Source organism: Pseudoalteromonas sp. SIMBA_162 (genome assembly GCF_046535955.1).
GTDB classification, from domain to species: domain Bacteria; phylum Pseudomonadota; class Gammaproteobacteria; order Enterobacterales; family Alteromonadaceae; genus Pseudoalteromonas; species Pseudoalteromonas marina.
In genome coordinates this window covers 134882-159260 of sequence record NZ_JAWJBQ010000003.1, presented here as the reverse complement: position 1 = coordinate 159260, position 24379 = coordinate 134882, and the positions used below count along the sequence as shown (strand labels likewise).

At 39.5% G+C, this 24379-nt stretch carries 22 protein-coding genes; 11 read left to right on the top strand and 11 right to left on the bottom strand.

All coding sequences use genetic code 11. The features are described 5' to 3' along the window. Window positions 1-214 precede the first annotated feature (214 nt). Together R0J88_RS03525 and R0J88_RS03520 are read left to right on the top strand one after the other, a co-directional pair. On the top strand, window positions 215-1738 hold the full coding sequence (locus tag R0J88_RS03525) for a CYTH and CHAD domain-containing protein (RefSeq protein WP_248519165.1): 1524 nt from the start codon (window positions 215-217) through the stop codon (window positions 1736-1738). Beyond that, a complete protein-coding gene (locus R0J88_RS03520) occupies window positions 1738-2430 on the top strand; it encodes an START domain-containing protein (protein WP_410899141.1) in 693 nt (230 codons plus the stop codon). Before R0J88_RS03525 ends, R0J88_RS03520 begins: the two co-directional genes overlap by 1 nt. Window positions 2431-2504: 74 nt before the next feature. On the opposite strand, the gene R0J88_RS03515 is transcribed toward R0J88_RS03520, so the two are convergent. After that, on the bottom strand, window positions 2505-4016 hold the full coding sequence (locus R0J88_RS03515) for a S10 family peptidase (RefSeq protein ID WP_410899089.1): 1512 nt from the start codon (window positions 4014-4016) through the stop codon (window positions 2505-2507). Between the two features lie 391 nt (window positions 4017-4407). Here R0J88_RS03515 and R0J88_RS03510 point away from each other — a divergent pair, with 391 nt between their 5' ends. The 4 genes from R0J88_RS03510 (at window position 4408) to mrcB (ending at window position 9898) form a co-directional block, all read left to right on the top strand. After that, a complete protein-coding gene (locus R0J88_RS03510; RefSeq protein ID WP_410899088.1) occupies window positions 4408-5631 on the top strand; it encodes a diguanylate cyclase domain-containing protein in 1224 nt (407 codons plus the stop codon). 203 nt (window positions 5632-5834) lie between these two features. Then, window positions 5835-6173 (top strand): P-II family nitrogen regulator, encoded by a 339-nt coding sequence (locus tag R0J88_RS03505; protein ID WP_004587162.1) that lies wholly within the window; start codon window positions 5835-5837, stop codon window positions 6171-6173. A gap of 9 nt (window positions 6174-6182) precedes the next feature. Continuing rightward, on the top strand, window positions 6183-7412 hold the full coding sequence (locus tag R0J88_RS03500; protein ID WP_006791512.1) for an ammonium transporter: 1230 nt from the start codon (window positions 6183-6185) through the stop codon (window positions 7410-7412). Between the two features lie 143 nt (window positions 7413-7555). After that, window positions 7556-9898 (top strand): penicillin-binding protein 1B, encoded by a 2343-nt coding sequence (gene mrcB, locus R0J88_RS03495; RefSeq protein WP_410899087.1) that lies wholly within the window; start codon window positions 7556-7558, stop codon window positions 9896-9898. 56 nt (window positions 9899-9954) lie between these two features. Here the strand turns inward: mrcB and R0J88_RS03490 are convergent, their stop codons facing one another. The 5 genes from R0J88_RS03490 to R0J88_RS03470 form a co-directional block, all read right to left on the bottom strand. After that, window positions 9955-11796 carry a methyl-accepting chemotaxis protein gene (locus R0J88_RS03490; protein ID WP_410899086.1) on the bottom strand — a complete coding sequence of 614 codons (1842 nt, stop codon included), beginning with the start codon at window positions 11794-11796 and terminating at the stop codon, window positions 9955-9957. A gap of 179 nt (window positions 11797-11975) precedes the next feature. Then, entirely contained in the window at window positions 11976-13256 is a 1281-nt protein-coding gene (hemL, locus tag R0J88_RS03485; RefSeq protein WP_006791508.1) for a glutamate-1-semialdehyde 2,1-aminomutase, read from the bottom strand. Between the two features lie 33 nt (window positions 13257-13289). Further along, window positions 13290-14306, bottom strand: a complete 1017-nt coding sequence (locus tag R0J88_RS03480; RefSeq protein ID WP_006791507.1) for an aspartate carbamoyltransferase — start codon at window positions 14304-14306, stop codon at window positions 13290-13292. 116 nt (window positions 14307-14422) lie between these two features. Beyond that, window positions 14423-14857, bottom strand: coding sequence for a CopD family protein (locus tag R0J88_RS03475; protein ID WP_006791506.1), 435 nt, complete (start codon window positions 14855-14857; stop codon window positions 14423-14425). Window positions 14858-14872: 15 nt separating this feature from the next. Further along, entirely contained in the window at window positions 14873-16555 is a 1683-nt protein-coding gene (locus R0J88_RS03470; RefSeq protein WP_006791505.1) for a chloride channel protein, read from the bottom strand. 322 nt (window positions 16556-16877) lie between these two features. Between R0J88_RS03470 and erpA the strand changes: the two genes are divergently transcribed. After that, window positions 16878-17216 (top strand): iron-sulfur cluster insertion protein ErpA, encoded by a 339-nt coding sequence (gene erpA / locus R0J88_RS03465; RefSeq protein WP_006791504.1) that lies wholly within the window; start codon window positions 16878-16880, stop codon window positions 17214-17216. Between the two features lie 44 nt (window positions 17217-17260). On the opposite strand, the gene R0J88_RS03460 is transcribed toward erpA, so the two are convergent. Further along, a complete protein-coding gene (locus R0J88_RS03460) occupies window positions 17261-17449 on the bottom strand; it encodes a hypothetical protein (RefSeq protein WP_410899085.1) in 189 nt (62 codons plus the stop codon). A gap of 448 nt (window positions 17450-17897) precedes the next feature. On the opposite strand from R0J88_RS03460, the gene R0J88_RS03455 reads away from it, so the two are divergent. Continuing rightward, the gene (locus tag R0J88_RS03455; protein WP_006791502.1) at window positions 17898-18137 is read left to right on the top strand and encodes a helix-turn-helix domain-containing protein; all 240 of its coding nucleotides are present in this window, start codon (window positions 17898-17900) and stop codon (window positions 18135-18137) included. A gap of 74 nt (window positions 18138-18211) precedes the next feature. Here R0J88_RS03455 and R0J88_RS03450 read toward each other — a convergent pair whose 3' ends face one another. Genes R0J88_RS03450 through R0J88_RS03435 form a run of 4 tightly spaced genes read right to left on the bottom strand, consistent with a single transcriptional unit; the run spans window position 18212 to window position 21966 of the window. Next, the gene (locus R0J88_RS03450; RefSeq protein WP_006791501.1) at window positions 18212-19591 is read right to left on the bottom strand and encodes an AmpG family muropeptide MFS transporter; all 1380 of its coding nucleotides are present in this window, start codon (window positions 19589-19591) and stop codon (window positions 18212-18214) included. A 46-nt stretch (window positions 19592-19637) separates the two neighbouring features. Then, a complete protein-coding gene (locus R0J88_RS03445) occupies window positions 19638-20258 on the bottom strand; it encodes a peptidylprolyl isomerase (protein WP_410899084.1) in 621 nt (206 codons plus the stop codon). 2 nt (window positions 20259-20260) lie between these two features. Next, entirely contained in the window at window positions 20261-20821 is a 561-nt protein-coding gene (locus tag R0J88_RS03440; protein ID WP_276753218.1) for a YajG family lipoprotein, read from the bottom strand. 2 nt (window positions 20822-20823) lie between these two features. Next, window positions 20824-21966: a methyltransferase gene (locus tag R0J88_RS03435; protein ID WP_008129536.1), complete on the bottom strand. Its 1143-nt coding sequence runs from the start codon at window positions 21964-21966 to the stop codon at window positions 20824-20826. Window positions 21967-22008: 42 nt separating this feature from the next. Between R0J88_RS03435 and R0J88_RS03430 the strand changes: the two genes are divergently transcribed. The 3 genes from R0J88_RS03430 to fabV all read left to right on the top strand — a co-directional run bounded on the left by R0J88_RS03430 (window position 22009) and on the right by fabV (window position 24299). After that, entirely contained in the window at window positions 22009-22602 is a 594-nt protein-coding gene (locus R0J88_RS03430; RefSeq protein ID WP_410899083.1) for an alpha-ketoglutarate-dependent dioxygenase AlkB family protein, read from the top strand. A 78-nt stretch (window positions 22603-22680) separates the two neighbouring features. Beyond that, a complete protein-coding gene (locus tag R0J88_RS03425) occupies window positions 22681-22992 on the top strand; it encodes a BolA family protein (RefSeq protein ID WP_006791496.1) in 312 nt (103 codons plus the stop codon). A 113-nt stretch (window positions 22993-23105) separates the two neighbouring features. Next, the gene (fabV, locus tag R0J88_RS03420) at window positions 23106-24299 is read left to right on the top strand and encodes an enoyl-ACP reductase FabV (protein WP_410899082.1); all 1194 of its coding nucleotides are present in this window, start codon (window positions 23106-23108) and stop codon (window positions 24297-24299) included. Window positions 24300-24379: the final 80 nt, after the last annotated feature.

Here is a 24379-nt window from a genome sequence, read left to right as displayed (position 1 = left end):
TTATCTACCTTGTTGTTCTTACTGAGTCCGTTATGAACATGGTTTTTTAATTCACATATAATGCAAGATAGTAGGGATTTAGCCTTTTAAAAGCAAGGCTGATATTGTAACCCTGACATGATTAAAGCACTTAATAAGCCTAAAAAATTTGCATTGTTAGAGCGCTTTGTTTATTTTGACTACTTATTTTTTTTAAAGGTAATCCGCAGACCGAATGGATACTGAGATAGAACTGAAATTTTTGGTATCAGATGCCGTTGTCCCACTGATCCCCTCACTAATTACTCAATTTGCTAAAACGGTTATAAATAAACCATCCCGTAGTTTGCAAAATGCCTATTATGATACGCCAAGCCGTGAACTACGAGCACTTGATATTGGCTTTAGAACCCGTTGTTCTGACAATCAGTGCGAACAAACTATCAAGCTTGCCGGCGAAGTTGTAGGTGGCCTTCATCAGCGCCCAGAATATAACTTACCTATTGATTCCAGCCGCCCTAATTTAATGGCGTTTAGTGCTGATATTTGGCCACATGGCATGCAAGTAGATGCAATTTCACAAAATTTGTATCCTATTTTCAGCACTAACTTTATTCGCCGTACGTGGTTAATTGAAACGCAAGCTGGTGCAAAAATTGAAGTGGTGCTTGATAAAGGCGAAATCGCAGCCTCTGGGCAAGTTGAGATGATCAGCGAGTTGGAAATAGAATTAATTGAAGGCAGCCGCAATGAGCTGTTTGCTTTGGCTGATATCTTAGTTAGCCAAAACTGTATCCGACTCGGTTTGTATTCAAAAGCAGCACGTGGCTACCGTTTAGCCGACGACAATCCGCTTAAGCCTAGTAAGTCGATTGGCTTTGTTAAGCTTCCTCGCTCTGCAACCCAAGAAAGCGCTTTAAAAGAAGCAATGAACTTTGGTATTCGGTTTGTGCAAAAGCATGAACAGTGTTACTTCGATAAACCGAGTTTAAAAACCTTAAAAAGGGTAACTGATGGTATTAGTTTAATTCGTCATACCTTTTGGTTGTTTGACGATATAGTCTCTAAGGACAGTACTGAACAGCTTCGTACTGAGCTTAAGTGGCTTTTGAGTGAGTTAGCATGGGTAGAAAATGCAATTCAGTTAAAAACTTATACGTCAAAACGCCATGCATTTTATAAAAAAATAAATGCGGCGCCAGCTTTGGCGCAAGTTATTAACGATTTAAAAGAGCTGCAGCCTAGTATTGATGACATTAATGCGCTTTTTCATAGTGCTCGTTACAATCGTTTATTGCTCTCGTTAACAACGTGGTTGATTGACAAGCAATGGCGAAAAGATTGGGGGCAGGTAGAGCTCCAAGCTGCAGAAAATCCAGTGTCTTCTATTGCTGAAAGATTGTTTAATAAAGACTGGAAAAACCTGCATCAATTATTGCCTAAAGAGCAAACGCTAGGTGTAGTTGACTACCTTAATTTACGAATGCAGCTTGAAAACAGCTTGCTAAGTGGTAACTGCTTAGGATCGATGTTCGATAAAGAAGAGCGTCTTGAGTTTAGGTTGCCGTGGTTAGATATTTCGCATGGTGTTTATGAACTCAGTACCCTTGAGTACTTAAAGCAATTATGCGCAGGCCAAGACGATGAGCAACTTGCAAAAATTCAATCTTGGCTTGAGCAAAAGTCTGAATATTTAGTCAGTGCAATGGAGCAAAGTAGACTTGCTTCTTATGACATAGCGCCTTATTGGCAAAAATGATGATAAAGCACTTTTGCAAATTAACCCCTATGCAAAAGTGCATTAGTTTATTAATTATTTTGTTAAGCTTTAACGCTTACTCTGAGCCCAGTTGGTTTTTATATAAAAACGAGCAAGGAGTAAGCATTGAATATCAGCAATTCTCTGATGATACGTTTATTGTAAAAGGTCAGCTTAATATTGAAGATGTAACAGCCAATGACTTTTTAGATCTATTAAGTGATACGCGTATTGCTTCAAGCTGGCTTGAAAACACGTCTAAGGTACGTGTAATTAAAGCTTTAAGCCCTTCAGAAAACCTCGTTTATAGCTATATCGACTCCCCTTGGCCTGTGGCAAACCGTGATGCCGTTACCTATTCGTGTTATTCAAGATTATCTCCTCAGCAAACTAAGCTTTCTATTGAATCGCGTCCTGAAGAGTTACCGTTAACTAAGCGGGTAGTTAGAATAAAAACGCTAAATGCACATTGGTTACTTACACAAAAGGGCGAAGATTTAAATGTTGAGTATCAGGTTTATGCTTTACCAGGGGGAAATATACCAACGTGGCTATACAATAAAGTGGGGCTTAAAAGTACCTTTAAAACGCTCGTTAATTTACGCACAATGTTAGAAACTAAAAGCTACACCGCAATCGAACCGGTTATTAAAGTTGGAAGTTGTAATTTACGCGAACTAACCGTTAAATAAGTTATTGCAAAACTGGAAGGGTGTTCACCTATAAATGACTCAGGTAAGCCATTTATAGGTGGTTGATCAATATTTTAATATTTGGCTGCTCTAGATTCTTTAGGTAGTGAGTTTTGTATAAACTCCCTTAAGTCGTTATTTGAGCTTTCTAAATCAGCGTGGCGAAGATACATCATGTGCCCACTTCTGTAGCCTTTAAAGCTTAGACGGTCTTTCATTTTTCCACTTGGGTCTAATTGCCACATTGTGTATTTGGCATCAAAGTAATTAGTTGCACCATCGTAATAACCCGCCTGTACCATTACATTCAAGTAAGGGTTTTGAGCCATCGCAAGACGAAGGTTTTCACCGGTATTATTGCCACTTCTATCCCAAGGATGAACGTTACCAAATAAGTTATATTTGATGTCGGTTTTATAGTTTAACTCCTCGCGTAGGTAGTAATTAATCGCAGGCGTAAATGAGTGCAACCATGAAGTCAGCTCTGCCCAGTAGTCAGGTGAGTCACCAGCATCGCGTTTGTCTATACCTAGGTAGCGAGAGTCTAAACGGCCGACTGTTTGTCCTCGGTCACGCAATAATTCCTTCCAGAAGAATTGTGTAGGGATATCGAGGTTGTTTTGATCGACAAAGGTTTCTGAAAGGCCTGCATACTCAGCCATTTTTTTAATAATACGACGCTTTTCGTCTTGCGCTAAAAAACCGCCCTTTGCTAATGCTGGTATTAGTTCATTTAAAGTAAACTGCTCAACTTCAGGAAGGAGTTCATCTAAGTCTTTTGCTTGTAAGTCGGCGTTTAGTGCTTTGTGATACCACGCTGTGGCTGCAAAGTACGGCAAGCGATTTGCCGCTTTAACTGGGCCTTCGCGTTTGATACCAATGTCTGTTGGTGACACTAATACAACACCGTTGATATACATCCATTGGCTATTTTGTAATTCATGTGCAAGGCCTGATACGCGTGTTGTGCCATAACTTTCGCCAATTAAAAACTTTGGAGAGCGCCAACGTTCTGTTCTGTTTACAAAAGTATTTAACCACTCGCCAAGGTATTTAATGTCGGCGTTAACGCCAAAAAACATGTCTTTTTGTTGAGCTTTCGAAAGCATTTCGCCTTTTTCGTTTTCAATAACTCGCGAATAGCCTGTATTTACTGGGTTTACGTAAACAATGTCGGCAACATCAAGCACAGAGTACGGGTTGTCTTTAACACCATAGGGTTGAATAGGGTAGCCTTCATCATCAATTTTTAATACGCGAGGGCCTGTGTAGGCTAAGTGCATCCAAACTGAGGCTGAGCCAGGGCCACCATTAAAAGAAATGAGCAATGGGCGTTTGGCTCTATCTTCAACTTTATCGCGCGTGTAATACGTGTATTGAAGCGTAGCAACGGCATCACCTTTGTCGTCCCATACGGGTTGAGTGCCTGTGGCAACCGTATAATTAAAGCGTTGGCCATTAATTTTAGCTTTGTGTTGGGTGACTACTTTACTGTCTACATCAATACGGCGCTGATTATTAGCATCAGCAAGCGGGCTGAGCATTAATGCAAAAACCGTGATTGGTAAAATACGACTAAGCTTCATGAGGTGTCCTTATTATAGTTGATAACCTATTAAAGATAAAAATAAGCTAAATAACAAAAGTAATGAGACTAGCTGCCGATATTAATGGTTGAGTTAATTAACATAACCCGATAAGTAAAATAATCAATTATTTATGGTGTAAATTTTTGTTTAATTATTTAGCTAAGAATTAAAATCGGGTATATTTGCCAGCAAGTTTGTTTTTATTACGGTTATTGATTTACAAGCTGGTAAATGGAATGTGCTTTAATATTTAAAGTGTTAAATAACAATGACTCTGGGATGTTTTTTATTTACTTATTTTTGCTGCTTAAAGTGTGGTACCAGTAAGTTTTATTATTTTGTATTTGCAGCAGATGCTGCAAAAATAATGAGAACAAAGAGAAGGTCTATGCAAAGAGTATTAGTGGTTGAAGACAGTAAAGTAGTCCAACAGGTTTTACGCCACTTAACTGCCCAGTATTTAGATGTTGCCGTCGATTTTGCCTGGTCATTAGCTGAATGTCAGGATCACGTAGAAAAGTTCGACTATTCATTAGCGCTTGTTGACCTGACTCTCCCCGATGCCCCAAATGGCGAAGTTGCCAAATATACGCTTTCTAAAGCAATTCCTACGGTTGTGCTTACATCAAAAATAGACGAGTACAAACGTCAGCAAATGCTAGAAGATGGTGTGGTAGATTACGTTATAAAAGATAACCGTGATTCTTATCATTATGCCGTTAAGTTGGTTTCTCAACTTTTAAGAAACCAAGGTTGTAAGGCATTAATTGCGGACGATTCTATGTTGAGTCGTTCGTTAATGAAGCAAATGCTCGAAAAGCAATTGTTTGATGTAAGCACCGCGAATGACGGGCAGCAAGCACTTGAAATATTAAAAGCTGATCCAGACATAAAGCTGCTTATGACCGATTACGCCATGCCAACAATGGATGGTTTTGAACTAGTTAAAGCAGTTCGTAATTTTAGAGGACGAGACGATTTAGCTGTAATTGGTTTATCTGGAGCGGGCAAGCACGGTTTATCAGCACGCTTTATAAAATATGGCGCAAACGACTTTTTGACTAAACCCTTTATGAATGAAGAGTTTCATTGCAGGGTGTTGCAAACAATGGAGCAGTTATCACTGATTGCAGATATCAAAGAAAGTGCTTTTAGAGATCACTTAACCGGTTTATACAATCGACGTTATTTTTATCAATATGCTGAAAAGTTATTAAAAAATAAAAATCAAAATAATACGCTTGCTTTACTCGACGTGGACTTTTTCAAAAGTATAAACGATACATTTGGTCACGAAGGGGGCGATCAGGCGCTTAAACAGGTTGGCTCACTTATTCGCTCAACCTTTGCAAAATTTACGGTAGCAAGAGTCGGTGGAGAAGAGTTTGCCATTGTGTTACCTGACATAGATTTAGCGAGAGCTCACGAGTACCTTGAAGCATTTAGAAAAAAAATGGCGAGTTACGATTTTTCTATCAGTGACAAGCCATGCACGATAACAGCGAGTATTGGGCTTGCAGAGTTTCAAAATACCAATTTAAAAGATGCGATGCGTGTTGCCGACAAGGCGTTATATGAAGCAAAAAGTAAAGGTAGAAATTGCATAGGATAAATACGTGTTAAATTTTGGTGCAGTGTGACATGTGCACCAATGTAGCTAAGTTGTTAAAAAATCGCACCTAAATGGTGCGTTTTTTTTGTGGTAAAGCAAAGTGTATTAATTAAGTTGTTGTTTTTAAATTAGATTAAATAGTGGCACAAAGGTTGGATTATGTAACCCAACAGGATAACAATAAAGAGTCCGAGGGGGCCGCTATGAAAATGATTAGTGCAATCATAAAACCATTTAAATTAGATGATGTGCGTGAAGCACTCGCTGATTTAGGAATTGAGGGGATGACTGTAGTTGATGTTAAAGGTTTTGGACGTCAACGAGGTCATACAGAGTTATATCGTGGTGCAGAGTACCAAGTCGATTTTATTCCAAAGATCAAACTTGAAATTGCAACTCGTACAGAAAATTGCCAACGCGTAGTTGAAGCTATCACTAAAATTGCATCAACAGGCAAAATTGGTGACGGCAAAATTTTTGTGTACGACTTAGATCAAATTGTTCGTATCCGTACTGGCGAACTTGACGAAGAGGCAATTTAAGAGGGGCTTATGGAAAATACAATCGTAGAACTTAAATTTTCACTCGATACATTTTACTTTTTAATATCGGGTATATTGGTAATGTGGATGGCAGCAGGTTTTGCCATGTTGGAAGCAGGCTTAGTTCGCTCTAAAAACACCACTGAAATTTTAACTAAAAACATCGCGCTTTATTCAATAGCATGTACCATGTTTTTGTTAGTTGGCTACAACATCATGTATGTAGACAACGCTGAGGGCGGAATCATGCCATCACTGGGTGCGTTAATTGGTACGCAAGCAGCTGATGCCGACCACTCTTTAGAGTCTGATTTTTTCTTCCAAGTAGTTTTCGTTGCAACAGCCATGTCAATTGTATCGGGTGCGGTTGCTGAACGAATGAAGCTATGGGCTTTCTTAGCATTTACTGTTGTTTTAACTGGCTTTATCTACCCAATGGAAGGTTACTGGACATGGGGCGGTGGTTTCTTGTCTGAAATGGGTTTTGTTGATTTTGCAGGTTCTGCCATTGTTCATGGGGCAGGTGCAGCAGCAGCACTCGCTGGTGTAATTTTACTAGGTGCCCGTAAAGGTAAATACGGTAAAAATGGTGAAGTTTACCCAATTCCAGGTTCTAACTTACCGCTTGCTACTTTAGGTACATTTATTTTGTGGATGGGTTGGTTTGGTTTTAACGGTGGTTCGCAGTTATTACTATCTGATAAAGAAAACGCAACGGCTGTAGGTCAAATCTTACTTAACACTAACGCGGCTGCGGCAATGGGTGCAATTGCAGCACTATTTGTATGTAAAGTATTATGGGGCAAAGCAGATTTAACAATGGTACTTAACGGTGCGTTAGCGGGCTTAGTTGTTATTACCGCAGACCCTCTTTCACCTTCTCCATTAATGGCTTGTTTACTAGGCTTACTAGGTGGTTCATTAGTTGTATTTAGCATTATAGCTTTAGATAAAATTAAGATTGATGACCCAGTAGGTGCTATTTCTGTACACGGTGTATGTGGTGCATTAGGTATTATGCTGGTTCCACTTTCAAACGGTGATGCAAGCGTTATCAATCAGTTAATCGGTTTAGTAACTATCTTGGCATTTGTTTTTGTAGCATCACTTATTGTGTGGGCTATATTAAAATACACAATGGGTATACGTGTTACAGAAGAAGAAGAGCTAAACGGTATGGATCAGCACGACTGTGGTGTAGAAGCTTACCCTGAGTTTGTATCTGTTCGTAATAACTAAATTTATATAGTGTGTTCATCAAAGCTCTACTTTAGGTAGAGCTTTTTTCGTTTCAGGGAAGGTTAATTTTTCAGGTGTTAGGGTTATGGCCAATATGCTAAGCTCCCCTTTGTAAATAAACCGTTGGAACACATTACACTTACATGGCTGATAATAAAAAAACACCTAGTAGTAAAACACCTTCTAAACGTGCAACGAAAGCAAGCAGTTCGCCACGTAAAGCTAAACCCAAATCTACAAAAAAAACGGCAACTACTGTTGTTAAACGCTCATTTATGAGAAAAACATGGTCAGTTTTTTGGAAGCTGAGTTTGGCTGTTTTTATTGCTATGGCCATGTACATTATTTATTTAGATTCAAAAACCACACGTGTATTTGAAGGAAATAAATGGCAACTCCCCGCTCAAGTGTATGCGCGTGCAATGCAGTTTTACCCAGGGCAATTCTTATCAAGTCAAGAAGTGGAATTTGAACTCGAACGTCTAAATTATTCATCTGTTAATAGGCTCAGCCGGACCGGCCAATACGTAAAAACGGCCGATAGCATTAAAATTTATCGGCGTGAGTTTGAATTTTATGATGGGCTGGAGGAGTCTAAGGTTGTTGAACTGCGTTTTGCAGGGCAAAAGGTAGCCTCTGTAAAAGATAAATTTGGTAGGCGCTTGAACAACGCTCGATTAGAGCCTGTTCAAATAGCCCGCATTGGTAACGATTCGAAGCAAGATAGGGAATTTGTTCCCCTTGATAAGTTCCCTGCTATGTTAAAAGACACTTTGCTAGTAGTGGAAGACCGTAATTTTTATGAGCACCACGGTGTCTCTGTTTTTTCTATTTTACGCGCTTTGTATACCAATATTAGAGCAGGGCGAACAGTCCAAGGCGGTAGTACATTAACGCAGCAACTCGCTAAAAATATATATTTAACCCGTGAACGTTCGCTGCTGCGAAAAATCAATGAGGCGTTTATTGCGCTTATTCTTGATTATCGTTACTCAAAAGACCAAATATTAGAGGCCTACTTAAACGAGGTTTATTTAGGTCAATCTTATAACCAAGGCGTGCATGGCATGGGCTTGGCGTCTGAGTTTTATTTTTCAAAACCAGTAGATGAGCTTGAATACGACCAAATAGCGTTGCTAGTAGCTATGGTGAAAGGGCCGTCTTATTACAATCCTCGCCGCTACAAAGAGCGCACTATGGAGCGTCGCGATTTAGTACTTCGCCTCATGGTGGAAAATAAATTAATAAGCACAAAAGAATACCGAGCATCCCTTAAGCGCTCAATAGATATTGCGCCAATGAAAGAAAGTTTACAAAAATCATACCCAGGGTATTTAGAACTGGTGAACCGTGAATTAAATAAATTACTACCCGACCAGCAAATACTAGATGCTGGGGTTAGGGTGTTTACTTACTTTGATTTACAAAAACAAACAGCAATGGAAAATTCGGTTGAGAAAAGCTTACCGTATTTAGAGAAACGCCCTAAAACAGATAAGCTTGAAGTTGCTATGATCTCTGTGAATTCAGATAAAGGTGGCGTATCGGCCCTTGTAGCAGGGCGTGACGTTCGATATTCAGGCTTTAATAGAGTACTGGATACAAAAAGAAATATAGGGTCCTTGGTTAAGCCCGCAGTTTATTTAACGGCACTACAATCATCAAATTATAATTTAGCCACATTACTTGATGATTCGCCGTTACAGGTAACAAACGAAGAAGGTAATGTATGGCAGCCTGAAAATTTTGATCGCCAATACCGTGGTGCAATCCCGCTTTATCAAGCATTTAGTAATAGTATTAATATACCTGCTGTTAATTTAGGCTTAGATATAGGAGTGGATAAAGTTGCAAACACGCTTAAATCACTCGGAGTGGAAGATCAAATAGATGAATACCCGTCTTTACTCTTAGGTGCTTTAGAGTTATCTAGTTTTGATGTTGCCCAGCTTTACACCACCATAGCAAATGATGGCGAATATAAGAAGTTGACGTCTATATCAGCACTTACCGACTCGGTAGGTAACGTGCTATATAAACATCAGGTGAGTGCAGAGCCTCGTTTTGATGAAGCTTCTGTGTACATGACCAAATATGCAATGAAGCGTGTAACAAAAGACGGGACAGCAAGGCGGTTAAACTTACACTTTCCGTCTATTCAATTAGCTGGCAAAACAGGCACCAGCAACGATTTGCGCGACAGCTGGTTTGCTGGATTTGATCAAAATACGGTAACTGTTGCATGGCTTGGCCGCGATGATAATAAAAGCACAGGTTTAACTGGCAGCGTAGGGGCACTTGAGGCTTATATTCGTTATTTAAAACCACTTAACCCACAAGCTATTGCTGATACTCGTCCAACTTCAATTCGTTGGGCTTTTGTAAACGAACACACAGGTAAACAAGCTCCGCCAGGATGTGGCAAAGTGATACAGCTTCCATTAAGAGTGAGTGAATTTGAGCCAAGGCCGCGCTGTATAAAATGACAACCCAAACAACACAGCCGCTATTTAGCGGCTGTGTTGTTTATAGATATTAATAACTAAGATTTAAAAAAGCGCATTGACGTTGTTAAGTCGTTCGATAAGCGTGAGAGCTGCTCCGCGTCTTGCAGCGTTGATTGTGCTGAGACGAGTGTATGGTCAGCCAAGTTATTAACTTCTTGCGAGTCATTTAGAGCCTGAGTTGTCGCATTGGCTTGTTGTTTAACTCGTTCAGCGATTACCTCGCCTTGATGCTTTATATCACCCATACTACTTTCCGCACTTTGCAGTACCGTATTTGTTTGGTTTGCGGCTTCAACAGATAACTCCATTTTTTCAACGCTTGAACGCATTTTAACTTGTGTATCGTCAGATGCTTTTTGCAGAGAGCTGATAATTTGGTGAATTTCTTGTGTTTGTGTTTGAGTACGTAACGCAAGTGTTCTTACCTCATCTGCGACTACCGCAAAACCTCGTCCGTGTTCACCGGCTCTGGCCGCTTCAATTGCTGCATTTAGCGCTAATAAGTTTGTTTGGTCGGCAATTTCACTGATCCCTTTACTGACTTTGCTTATTTCTTGGCTATCTTGGGCTAGTCGGTCGAGTGCTTGTTGGCTTTCGGTAAACTCCATTTTTAAATCTTGCATATATTGAGCAAGCTCCATGGTATTGCTCGACCCTTCTTTTACATGCTCTGCGGCATTTTGAGCGGTGAGGGTTGCTTGATGAGCCGATTCTTCAATTGTATGTGCAGTTTGCGCCATATCGCTTAATGCATGGCTAATTGCATTTACCCGTGTTTGCTGTTTTATTACGTCGTCACTGGTTTGACTGCTGGCATGCGAAAGAGACTGAGTGGCATCGCATAACTCTTTGGTGCTGGCTTTAACATCTGAAAGTAGATGTGAAAAGGCATTGAGTAGGGCGTTGTATTGCTCAGCAATAACGCTCATTTCGTCATTCCCGATTGAGTTAAGGGTTGCTTTTAAGTCACCGTTAGCCGCTTTAGTGGCTGCTTTAGTGAAGCGACTTATGGTATCAACGACTGCAAAATAAAACCCAACCATTAAATAAAGTGCAAATAATAAACTCACTATTGAGGCAACTAATACGGTGTTTCGGGTCCACTGCTGGGTTTGTATTTTATTACTAATTAAGGATTCTAGAGTTGGAATACTGATGTTGATTAAAGTGCTAATATTTTTTTGAACCTCGTCAGTGAGTGCTGAAAATTCACGCTGAGTTAACTCTATATCGTCGGGTTCTAGTAGCTTTTTATCTATCGCGTTCTTAAATGCTGAGACTGATTTTTGTAGTTCATTTAAAGTGGGAGAAAGCGCTTTATTTACCGATTTATCCGCTGACGTTGCAATAGCTAGTGTTTTTAAAAGTTGCTGCTCAAATTGGGGTAACGATTTACTTAGGTTTGAAAGTGCAATAAAGGTATCTGGTGTAAATTGGTTATTGTTCAGTACTGTATTTGCGCTCACGGCAGTTAGGTTTATTTGAGTGATAAAAGCAGGGACACGGGTTACCAATGCACGATTTAAATAGGCGCTGGCAAGTTCGCTATCTAGCGCTAAGTTAGATTGAATAGACATAAGTTCAAGGACATCGTCTACTTCGCTGTCTTTAATTTTAAAGCCCAGCGAGCGTGCCACATCTATATTTTTATCGGTTGTCCCTTGTATTTGATTGGTAAGTATTGCCCGATAGCCTTTTAAACCTTGCTGTTCCATTTTCGACACATCAATACTTTTACTCAATAACGACACCAAAAAAAACATGCTTAGTGCTAGTGGGATCAAGAGAATGCCAAACGTGATGCTTATTTTAGTTTTGTATTTTAGATTCGCCATTAAGCGCATTGCAGGCGCAGCTAACTGCCGTAATCCAGACATAAGACTCTCTTGTATTTAATAAAGTAGGGTGAAAATAAGTAGACCTTGTTATGCTTAATTATCATTCAATTATATATATTTACAAATAAAAAAAGCCCTTAAAGGGCTTTTTCAATCTTTAGTATTGATTGCCTGTTTTAAAAGTAGGTATATAAACCCCGTTTAGGCAATGCTTGCGATTAAAGTTTTGCGAAACAGCGCTCTGCTGCAGCTATAGTTTCTTGTACTTCCTGTTCCGTGTGCGCAGCACATACAAAACCAGCTTCAAATGCTGATGGCGCAAGGTATACGCCTTCTTCAAGCATAAGATGGAAAAAGCGTTTAAAACGCTCTAGGTCACACTCAGTCGCTTGTTTGTATGTGGTTACCTTTTCAGCATCAGTAAAGAAAAAGCCATACATGCCGCCCGCGTAGTTTGTTGTAAGTGCGATACCTGCTTTTTTTGCGCCTGCTTCAAAGCCTTCACATATTGCTTTTGAAATAGCTTCTAGTTTGTCGTGTAATCCAGGCTCACTTAATAGCTCTAATGATTTTAAACCTGCAGCCATAGCTATTGGATTACCAGACAGTGTTCCGGCTTGATATACTGGGCCAACAGGAGCAATGTAATCCATAATTTCAGTTTTGCCGCCAAATGCGCCTACCGGCATGCCGCCGCCTATTACTTTACCTAAACATGTTAGGTCAGGTTTTATGTTGTAATACGCTTGTGCACCACCAAGAGCTACACGAAAACCGGTCATTACTTCATCAAATATAAGCACCGATTTGTATTCATCACATACTGCGCGCAGGCCCTCTAAAAAGCCTTCAACAGGTGGAATACAGTTCATGTTACCCGCTACCGGTTCAACGATAATACAGGCAATTTCGTCAGCGTATTTTTCAAAAATAGCTTTCACTTCTTCAATGTTATTAAACGATACTGTTAATGTGTGTTTAGCAAAGTCTTCAGGAATACCTGGTGAATTAGGCACGCCCATAGTTAATGCACCTGAGCCCGCTTTAACTAAAAGTGAGTCGGCATGGCCGTGGTAACAGCCTTCAAATTTAAGAATTTTGTCACGATTAGTAAAACCACGCGCTAGGCGAATTGCGCTCATAGTTGCTTCGGTACCTGAGCTAACCATGCGTACTTTTTCAATTGATGGTACAAGCGCTTTTACTTTCTCAGCCATTAAAATTTCAGCTTCAGTTGGCGCGCCATAGCTAAGGCCGTTCTCAACTGCTTCATGAACCGCTTTTTTTATAGCAGGGTGATTGTGGCCCATGATCATTGGGCCCCACGAACCTACGTAATCGATATAGCGATTACCATCGGCATCAAAGGTGAATGCACCTTCTGCTTTTGTGATAAATAATGGTGTGCCACCTACGCCATTAAAAGCGCGCACTGGTGAGTTTACGCCACCAGGAATAGAGGTTTGAGCGCGTTCAAATAAGTCTTGGCTAATTGTCATGAAAAATCCTATAAATTGTCACTTAAAAAAGGGTTAGCTGTCGCGTTTACGGCTAAACCAAGGCACGTCTACTTCATATTGCTCAACTTTGTTTTCTACGCCGAGTGTCAAAGCAAACAATGCCATACGAATTAATACGCCGTTTTGTACTTGGCGAAATATAGCTAAATTGTCGTTGCTGTTTAAGTCGTTATCAAGCTCGTTAGCTTCAGTACGACTATCACGAGGAAGCGGATGCATAAGCACTGAATTAGGCTTACAGTGAGCGTTATAAATTGACTGGCTAATTCTAAATCCGCCACGGTATTTATTTGCTTCTTCTTGAGATGGAAAGCGTTCTTCTTGAATACGTGTTTGATACACGATATCGGCCGCTAAGTTACCTTCCATTTTGTTCACTAGTTCTATTTTATGACCAGCATTTTCTACTGCATCTAAAATACTGGTTGGCATTTGCAAGCCATCGGGTGCCACCATTGAAAATTTAACGTTTTTGTAATGACACAATAGTTTTGATAGCGAATGAACAGTTCGACCGTATTTTAAATCGCCAACCAAAGCGATGTGCATACCATCAATGTTTTGATCAAAGCGGTGTAATTCACGTTCAATAGTAAGTAAATCTAGCAGTGCTTGAGTGGGGTGTTCATTTGGGCCGTCACCTCCATTAATTACAGGTACGGTACAGCCTTCGGCAAATTCACTAACCGAGCCTGCGTCTGGGTGGCGCATAGCTACCGCGTCTGCATAGGCTGAAATAACACGGGCTGTATCGTATAAAGATTCACCTTTAGCAAGAGCTGAACTTTGCATGCCTGTTGTTTCACGCACGCCTCCACCAAGCAGGTTAAACGCGGTACCAAAACTAACGCGCGTACGTGTGCTGGGTTCAAAAAACAAATTAGCTAAAATGGCGCCCTCAAGCACCGTTGTTTGCTTTTGCTTTTTAGCATAAGGCTCCATCTTTTTTGCTACTGCAAAAATACGTTCAATGCAGTCTCTGTCTAACTGATTAACAGACAGAATATGTTCACCTTGGAAACTTAACATGGGGTTATTCCTAGTTTTTCAAAAGGGCGCGATAATCCATAATATGGGGCACGCAATCGCGCATATTAGATTTTAAGTCGTGTGTAATTAATGCGGTATTTTTTATACCAAATAACTCAAAGGCTCGGTTTAATTACTGCCAGTGCAACTATAATAAGTAATGCAATAACAGGTAATTCATTAAAAATTCGGTAAAAACGATCTGTTTTAGTATTTCTGTCGTGTTTAAAGTCGGCTAGTAATTTAAAGCAGTACGCGTGGTATAAATATAAAATTATAACTAGCACTAGTTTATAGTGCAGCCACATACTGTATTTAAACCATTCACGGCCATATTCCACAATCGTTAGTACACCAAAAACAGCCGTTAAAATAGCAAATGGCGTTACAAAATAAAGGAGCCTGCGTTCCATTACTTTTAGCATAGAGTTACATGCACGCTCTTGGCTCATTGCGTGGTAAACAAATAACCGTGGTAAGTAAAAAATGCCTGCAAACCATGCAATCATAAAAAATATATGCAGCGTTTTATAAATCAGTAATGCGCTCATAATAACCCTTATTATTTATAGTAAGCTGTTACGGATGGTTAAAATATGATGAATTTGATCCCAACGTAACAGCCCCATTATTTGTTGATTATCTAACAGGTTGTATACATATAAAGCGCCACTGCGCTTATCTTTTAGTATATCAAAGGCATCAGCTAACGTTGCTTGACTGCTAATACCTTGTAAGTTTACATAGTTCAGGTTGATTGCTTGATCAGACATTAAGCTTAAATCGTATTCTGCAAGTCGATACCCGTTTTCTTCGTCAAACACAATCAATGGCGTTTGGCTGTCCATGGCATCGAGTGTATTTTTTATTTGCTCTTTGTCGTTTGAAAAAAGCAATTTAAAGTTTTCATCCATATCATCCATAATTCCCACCTTTTGCAGCGCCTCTGTGGCAGGGGAAACATGATAGGGAAGTCCCTGAAAATCAAGTTGCTGCAAAAATATAGAGCGATTACCAAACACTTGTAATGCGGTTACATAAGCTGTTGTTATCACAAGCATGGCTGGGACAATTATTTCTGGCGACGATGTAAGCTCCATTACTGTTGTTAACGCTGCAAGTGGTGCATGTAATGTGGCGGCCATTAACCCCGCCATGCCCAATACACCATAAGTTCCGGCAATATCAGTACCAGGGCTAATAAACTGAGCAAAAAACGCCATCATAGTCCCAACTAAAACACCTAACCCAATAACAGGACCAATTAACCCTCCCGGTATACCCAAACCTATAGCAAATAAAGTTGCTAGTAATTTAGCAATTAAAATAGTGGTGAGTAATTGCACATTATCTGGCGACTCCACCGCAATAGCTATCGCGCTCATGCCAGATCCCATTGCTTGGGGAACGGCATAAGCAATTAAACTTGCGATACAACCTGCAATGAGTAAACGAGGAAACATACTTAAAGGTTTAAATGTTTTAATAATTAACATTAAGTTTTGATTAAAGCTGTATGCAATAGCGCCCAGTGCCATACCGCATAAAATTAAATATGGATAGTGCCAACCACTCAAAGGAGCAATTGTTATGAGTGCAAGTTCTGACCCTCCCCCAAATACGAACTGAGTAGCAAGTGCACCTGTTACTGCAGCAAGCATAATAGGGACAAAAATATGAACTTTGTACTCTCTTAACACGACTTCCATAACAAAAATAACGGCGGCAAGAGGCGTGTTAAAGGATGCTGCAATACCCGCAGCAACACCACAGCCGCTTAATGTACGCATGGCATTGTGGGGTAAGTGGAGTTTATCGGCTAAAATACTGGCGCCCGTTGCTCCCATATGTACCGATGGGCCTTCTCGCCCAACCGAAAAACCACTGATTAATGCCAAAGCCCCCCCAACAAATTGGTTGAGTGTATTGTATAAAGGCATTTGCCCGTAATGACGTTTAATACGATGAATAACGAATGGAATACCTAACCGATAATGTTTGAAACCAGTAAAAGCGGCAAATGACGCAATTAAAAATGCTGCAATTAAAGGCATTAAAACACGTTCAAGAGTTGGCAAGGTTGTAAAGTCGTCTGGGGTTTCTAAAAATAAACTTTGAAAAAAGAGAATTGTTAAGCGGAATAAAATAATAAAAAATGCAGCAATTAACCCAGCAACTACGCCTAAAAGGCATAATTGTACAGATGTTTTAGGTTGTGCGAGTCGACGCCTGAGCTGCTCCAGCCACATGCATTTTTTCCTCAGTGCATTTTTCAGCTGTATTTTAGCAAAAGCCAACCACTAAGTCCTTGTGATTTTATAAAATTATTAACTTAAATTAGCTATTTATGGCAAATAATAAAACGAAGTTTTTTTAGTTAAAATAATTACTTGTTTAACATGCCACTAGTTGCATATTAAAGTGCTGTTTTTTTTCAGTCAATATAAGCGATATACAGTCATTTTTAATGTATTTATGGGTATAACTTAGAGCAAAGCGTTAATTGACTATACTTGATTAAAACACTCGGGTATTAGATAATCACGCCATTACGATATTGAGGGTTTTAAAATGTCAGAAGAATTACCAATTCAGTTTAGCGATGCAGCAGCTGTTCGTGTTAAACAATTAATCGATGAAGAAGAAAACCCAGAACTAAAACTGCGTGTTTACGTAACGGGTGGTGGATGTTCTGGCTTTCAGTACGGTTTTACTTTTGATGAAAAAGCAAATCCTGGCGATTTAGAAATTGTAAAAAATGGCGTAACGCTAGTGGTTGACCCTATGAGTATTCAATATTTAGTTGACGGTGTAGTTGACTATACTGAGGGCTTAGAAGGTGCACGCTTTTTTGTATCTAACCCGAACGCAACAACCACATGTGGTTGTGGTGCAAGTTTTAGTGTGTAAACACAGACTAATAAAAAAAGCCGCATTAGCGGCTTTTTTTATGCCTATAAATTAGAGGGGGCATACTCTGTGATCTGCATCATCAATACAAAAAAGCCCAGTACAAATGCAGATAGTACTAAAATATACATAAACCCTTTTTTACCTTGCTTAATTGGCACGCCATTATAGCGCAAGAATAAGTACCACCCTGCACATAAAATAATCGGTAATAAAAAAAGAAGCCTGAACATTATGTAACCTTTTTTGTGTTGATTATTGCCTAATATTAAACGAATAACATTAACATGAAATAAATTTGTTATAAAAATGCCTATTTATATTTTTATAATAAAAATATTATTTTTAATGTTTTTGATAACTTAGCTGAAATATTCAGTGTTTGTAAATGTTCACTGGGGTTGATTTTGACTAAGGCGAGCAATTAACTATTTAACCAAAGTGTTAATAGTATATAATGTATCCAAGAATGAGACGGGCAAAATTTCATTCTAATAACAAAAACCTTTTACCACATTTTAAGCGTCGTTTTTAGCTATGTGGGTGGGAGTGAGTAGCAACCAGTGCTTTGAGAAGCGATAGATTGCTATTTAAAACATAAGTTACTGCTTACTTGCCTACAGCTATGGTAACGACTGCTGCTTTTGTGGTGTTGTCTAATCGTCTAGTAGGAGATGTAAAATGATGGGGAAAACTGTTTCTTCAGAAGAGAACGCTAAGTTAACAACATGGCTTAAAAGCAAACGCCATGAAAAAGGCCATACAATGAGAAGCCTTGCACAGGTGCTTGGAACGCCTCACTCGTTTATCGGCAAAATTGAAAATCAAGAACGCCGTTTAGATGTAGTTGAGTTTGTTCGTTATTGTACAGCGCTAGAAGTTGACCCACATGAAGCACTAAGCCTGCTTAAAGTAGATTAATAGTGTGTTGCTTAGTTCATTCAGGGGCATATTAAATGTGCTAAGCAAAATATTAATGCATGGATGCATTAAGCTTAATAGCTACTATGGTAGTTTTTCTCAAGCTCATACAATTTGTGTCTTATTGCATACAAAAATAGTAAAGAGGGGAGCACCATTAAAGCGGTTAATACAAAAAATAACGACCAATTTCCCATTAGCCAATCATCAATTACAACCCCACTGTAACTCGAAAGCAATGTTCTTCCTAAATTCCCCAGCGACGCCAACAACGCATAATGTGTTGCACTAAACGCTCTGTCACATAGCATAGATATAAACGCGACCATAGCAACGAGAGACCATGCTTGTGTAAAGCCATCAATTACTATAGCAAAAGCATATAAACCTAAGTTAGGGCCCACTAATGCAATAGCAGAAAAAGCTAAATTAGATGCAGCCATGGCTACACCACTAACAAATAACCCTTTCACAATGCCATATTTTTGATTAAATAAGCTGCCTACAAAGGTAAAGGCAATGGTGAGCACTGCGGTGCCAACTTTTGAAAAAGTAGCTATATCGCTATTGCTGAAACCTATTTCTTTATAAAAAACAATCGACATTCGTCCTAAAAACGCTTCGCCAATTTTAAATAAGAAAATAAAAGCAAGTAATGCGAGTGCAGTTTTAACCCCGTTCTTTGCAAAAAATGTTCTAAAAGGGTCAATTACTGTAACAACCAACCAGGCAACGACTTTATTGAGAGGTGTTTGATTAATAGTAGCAAGCTTTTCAATGTAAACACGTTCTAGTTCTTCGTGAACGGCTTCTCTATTAGAGGCGGGCTCTTTAGCAAATAGCACTCCTCCCATTAATACCAATATTACAGCAGCTAAAAAGTAGTAAACTTGTGGCCAACCGAGTGAAGGAATATCTGCCATATAAAATGGAATCGCACCCAATAACGCGTAGCCTGTCCACCATCCTGAGGTGGCCATGGCTGCGGCAGCCGTTGCTTTGTGTGATTCACTTTCGCTTAGGGTATCTATTCTAAATGCGTCTATCGCAATGTCTTGTGTAGCAGATGCAATTGCAATTAATAAACACAGTGCTGCAGCAATCGCCAAGTTAGCTTTGAGGTCAAGGCCAGCAAGAAGTAATGTGCCTAAAAACATAAAGCTTTGGCAAAACAATATCCAGCTACGGCGTTGGCCTAGCCACTTATATAAAATAGGCAGTTTTGTACGATCGATTAAGGGCGACCACAAAAAGTTGATGCTGTAGGCACCAAATACAATACCAAATAAGCCTATCATGCTTCGGCTCAGGCCTTCATCCTTTAGCCATGCCGACATTACAGAGCCAATTAATACCCAGGGAAAACCACTGCTAATACCAAAAATAAACACATTAATTAAACGTTTATCTTTAAAATACGAAAAGTATTCGCTGAAAGAGAGAGTGTTGCTCATAGGGCCTTCATTGGCGAGTGGGTGCAGCTATACCGCACCTCATTAATTATAATGGTGTTGGCTCAATCATTTTAATATTTAAAATGACCACTGGTGTTTCTGGCACAAAGTCATAACCAATTTTTTCGTTGTAAATTGTTTTAACAGCCATAATTTTATCAAGGGTTTCGTATCCATCCATTACAGTACCAAACACCGCAAATCCCCAGTCTCTTCCAGGATTTAAATGGTCATTGTTATCCATATTAAAGAAAAACTGACGAGTACCTGAATGCGGCTGTCTGTCTTGGTATGCCATGGCAATACTGTACATATCATTTTTTAGACCATTCCCGCTTTCATTAAAAATAGGATCGTTTTGATGTAAGCCTTCCATGTCTTTATCATACCCACCACCTTGTATAACAAAATCGCGTTCGTTTTCTTCGTCGCGCTCAACACGATGAAAAATACTACCCTGATAACTTTTATCTGATACATAAGTTAAAAAGTTATTAACTGTAATAGGGGCTCGAGAACGGTCTAGCTCAACAATAATACTGCCTAGTGATGTCACTATTTCAACACGTGGAAACATATTGTCTTTTTGTACAAATCTGCCCTCTTGGGATGCTAAACTTGCTGCGCTAAAACAAAGAGCTAAACAAAGTATAAAAAGTCGTTTCATGGTTAACCTTCTAAAAACTGTATTAATTCAGGATCTGACACAATGCGGGTTATCATTTGTTCAGTCAACTTATTGAGTTGACCTTCTATTTTAGCCCTGTCATGGCCAAGCGGGCCTTCTAGCGCTGCATTACCGCTATACTTTTTTGTAAAATTACTTGTAGCACGGATTACGCGAACACTCAGTTCAATTTTTGCTTCACTTTTATGGCTTACTAAGGTTTCAGTAACCACTGCTTGTAAGGCATTTATATCTAGCTCAAATCGAGTGGTGGCTAAATTTGAAATGCTCGCGCCATTACGACTAAGTGCACTGTCTAGTGCACTTTTAATCGACTCTGTAATACCTTGGCTTGCAAATGTTTTGGTTTTGTCTGACTCAACTAGAGTCAGGGTAGAAGTATCGCCACGTACATCAATAACACTCGTGCTCAGGCTACTATTTATAGTGCTCACTTGGCCATTTTGGTAAACCGGGTTAAGTATGACTTGGCTTGGTTGGTTTGCACAGCCTGCTAAAATACAAAATGCAGCACAGCCAAATATACGGTTTATTATTGTCATTGTTATAACACCCCACTATTTTTAGTTGAACTTAAAACCACAAATTTTTTGTTTGAACCTAATAGCTTACAGTTACCAAACATACGGTTTAACTTGTCATGATAATCTAAATGACGATTACCAATAATACGCAGCTCACCACCTTCTTTTAACGTGTCTTTAGCTTGTTTAAACATTTGCCAAGCAATGTGATCAGTAACCGCTTGTGCTTGGTGAAATGGTGGATTACATAGCACCATATCTACACTGTTTTTTTCAAAGCCGGTTAGGCAATCGTTTTCGATAAATTCGCAATCATCAAATCGTTCTGCCATGTTTTGCTCTACGTTAAGTCGTGCAGACTCGACCGCCATGTACGATTCATCAACAAACGTTACAGAGGCTTTAGGGCAGCGCGCTAAGGTCATAACACCAACTACGCCATTACCACAGCCTAAATCAATAATTTGTTTAGCTTTTGGTGTTTGCGGCAAGTAGTTAAAAAAGAAGCGCGCACCAATATCTAACGAATCACGCGAAAATACATTTGCATGGTTTGTAATATTAAACTCGGTGCCTTCAAGTTGCCATGAAACAGGGTAATCAGCAGCTTTATAGCCGCCTTTTGCGCTACTTAAAATAAGGCGTGACTTTTTCACCGCTAAGCTTGTTTTAGTTTCACCAATAAACTGTTCAAACGCCTTAATTGTTGAGTTATGAATATCTTTCGTTTTACCAGCTGCAATAACAGGTGTGCCTGGTGCAAGAACTTCGCTTAACTCACTTAATTGAAACTGCAAAAAGCCAACATTACGTGGTATTTTGATTAACACTAAATCTACGTCTTCTGGAAGTGCCGAGAGGCTGTCCAATTGCGTAAATTGCACAGTAGACAGCTTATTCTCTTGTAAATTATATGCTGCGGCTTGGTGGCTAATATACGAGTCATTAACTGAACAAACCGTTAATTGATTAAAACTACAGGCAAGAGCACCAAAGCTGTCATTTAAAATAAGCAATGAGCGACAATCAGGATGATGTTCGTTAACATAATTGATAAGGTACTCATCGCCCGAATCCCACGCTTGTAAACTGCGGTTTTTTTGATCCAAAGGGAAGCGTTCAAGAGTAAAAGTTTTATCGCCTAGCTGGGCTTGCGTCGTCATAGTGGTTTTTGTATCAGTAAACTAATGTAGGTAAATTCTAACATGCAACGGCAAAACGCCAACCCCCAACAGTTGCCTAATGGCTTTTCTTATCAAACAAAGGCGCTTAGCGCACAAAAAAGCCTCGATTTATTTTATTATCTGCAAAAAAAACTTAAGTGGCAGCAGCCAGAAGTCACGGTTTACTCTAAAACTGGACCAATCCCACGCCTGCAATGCTTTATTGGCGACCATAAAATTGAATACGGCTATTCAAGCAGTAAGTTAATAACTGAACCCTGGCCTAGTACATTAATGGCAATGCGAAAAAGGTTAGAGGCACATTTAAAGCAGCCTTTTAATTCTTTATTAGTCAACTATTATCGCGATGGCAACGACACTATGGGGTGGCACAGTGATGATGAAATAGAGTTGGGTCAGCAACCCACTATTGTGTGCATATCACTTGGGGCAGAGCGAGTATTAAAGCTAAAAGATAAGGCCAGTAATAAAATAACGGATCTAAAATTACACAGTGGTAGTTGTTTGGTCATGAGTGGCAATAGCCAGCGAGACTTTCAGCATGCTATTTTAAAGCAAACCAGCTTAGTGCACCCGCGAATAAGTTTAACCTTTAGGTATATAAAACAAGGCTAGTTGCGTAATTTAGTTAGCCAACGGGCAGGGCTGCTTGCTATGATAAGTTCATAAATTAGCTATAAATAATGGTTTTATATGTCAATGCAGCAACAAATCCAAGAAAAAATCAGCAATGCTATTGCGTGTAAGCATTTAAATGTTATTAACGAAAGTCATATGCACAGCAAAGGCACTGATTCGCACTTTAAGGTTATTGTGGTAAGCGAAGAGTTTTTAGGTAAACGCCTTTTGCAGCGCCATCGTCAAATTAATGAAATTTTAAAAGAAGAGCTTGCAAACCATATACATGCATTGGCTATTCATACTTACACTCCTGACGAATACACTGAACATGACAGCGAAGCGCCAGCATCGCCAAACTGTTTAGGTGGATCTAAATTAGATTGATTAATTGAGGTTTGACAGTTATTTACAACCGTATTTAACTGATCAGATCAGTGTTTTAAGTATTAGCCTTTAAACTAGCGCTAATTTTTATAGTAAAAGATATAGGATCATCAATGGTCATTAAGCCAAAAATTCGTGGATTCATTTGTACAAACGCTCACCCAGTAGGCTGTAGTGAACATGTGCAAGAACAAATTAACTATGTAAAACAACAAGGTGCATTAAAAAACGCACCAAAAAATGTGTTAGTTATTGGTGCATCTACAGGCTACGGCTTGGCATCGCGTATTACGGCAGCATTTGGTGGCGGCGCTAAAACATTGGGTATTTTCTTTGAAAAAGAAGGTACCGAGCGTAAAACAGGGTCAGCAGGTTGGTATAATACGGCTGCTTTTCAAAATGCGGCAGACGAAGCCGGTTTATGGTCTAAAAATATCAACGGTGATGCCTTCTCAAACGAAATAAAACAAAAAGCAATTGATACAATTAAAGCAGATTTAGGCAAGGTTGATCTGGTCATTTACAGTTTAGCGTCGCCTCGTCGTACTGACCCAAATACGGGTGAAGTTTACTCATCAACGTTAAAGCCAATCGGCAACGCAGTTACAACAAAAAATCTAAATACGTCAAAGCGTGAAATTGACGAAATTACTGTAGAGGCAGCAACACAAGACGATATCGACAACACCATTAAAGTAATGGGTGGTGAAGATTGGGAAATGTGGATTAATGCCCTTCAAGACGCTGAGGTGCTAGCAGATGACTTTAAAACCACAGCTTACACCTACATAGGTAAAGAGTTAACGTGGCCAATTTACGGGCACGCGACTATTGGTAAAGCAAAAGAAGACTTAGACCGTGCAACGGTTGCGATAAAAGAGTCAACTAAAGCGTTAAATGGTCAAGCGTATGTTTCATCACTTAATGCTGTTGTAACACAAGCGAGTTCTGCTATACCAATTATGCCATTGTATATTTCAGCTTTATTCAAGGTAATGAAGGCGGACGGAACATACGAAGGCACCATTGAGCAAATTCATGGTTTATTTACCGAAAACCTGTACGGTGAAACGCCGCGTTTTGATGATGGTGGACACTTATTTCAAAACTACAAAGAACTTGAAGACGATGTTCAAGCACGTATCCAAGCAGTATGGGACAAAGTAGATACCAGCACGATTGACGAGTTGACAGATTACGTTGGTTATCACAATGAGTTTTTACGCTTATTTGGTTTTGGCATTGAGTCAGTTGATTACGACCAAGATGTAGAGCCAGTTCAAGCAATTGCAAATATGATTGATTAATCAATTAAGTGAATAGTCAGGGCTTGCTTGTCTTTTTTGGTAAAATGTTAAGTAACCTGTTTGGCATTTCGGTAATACAG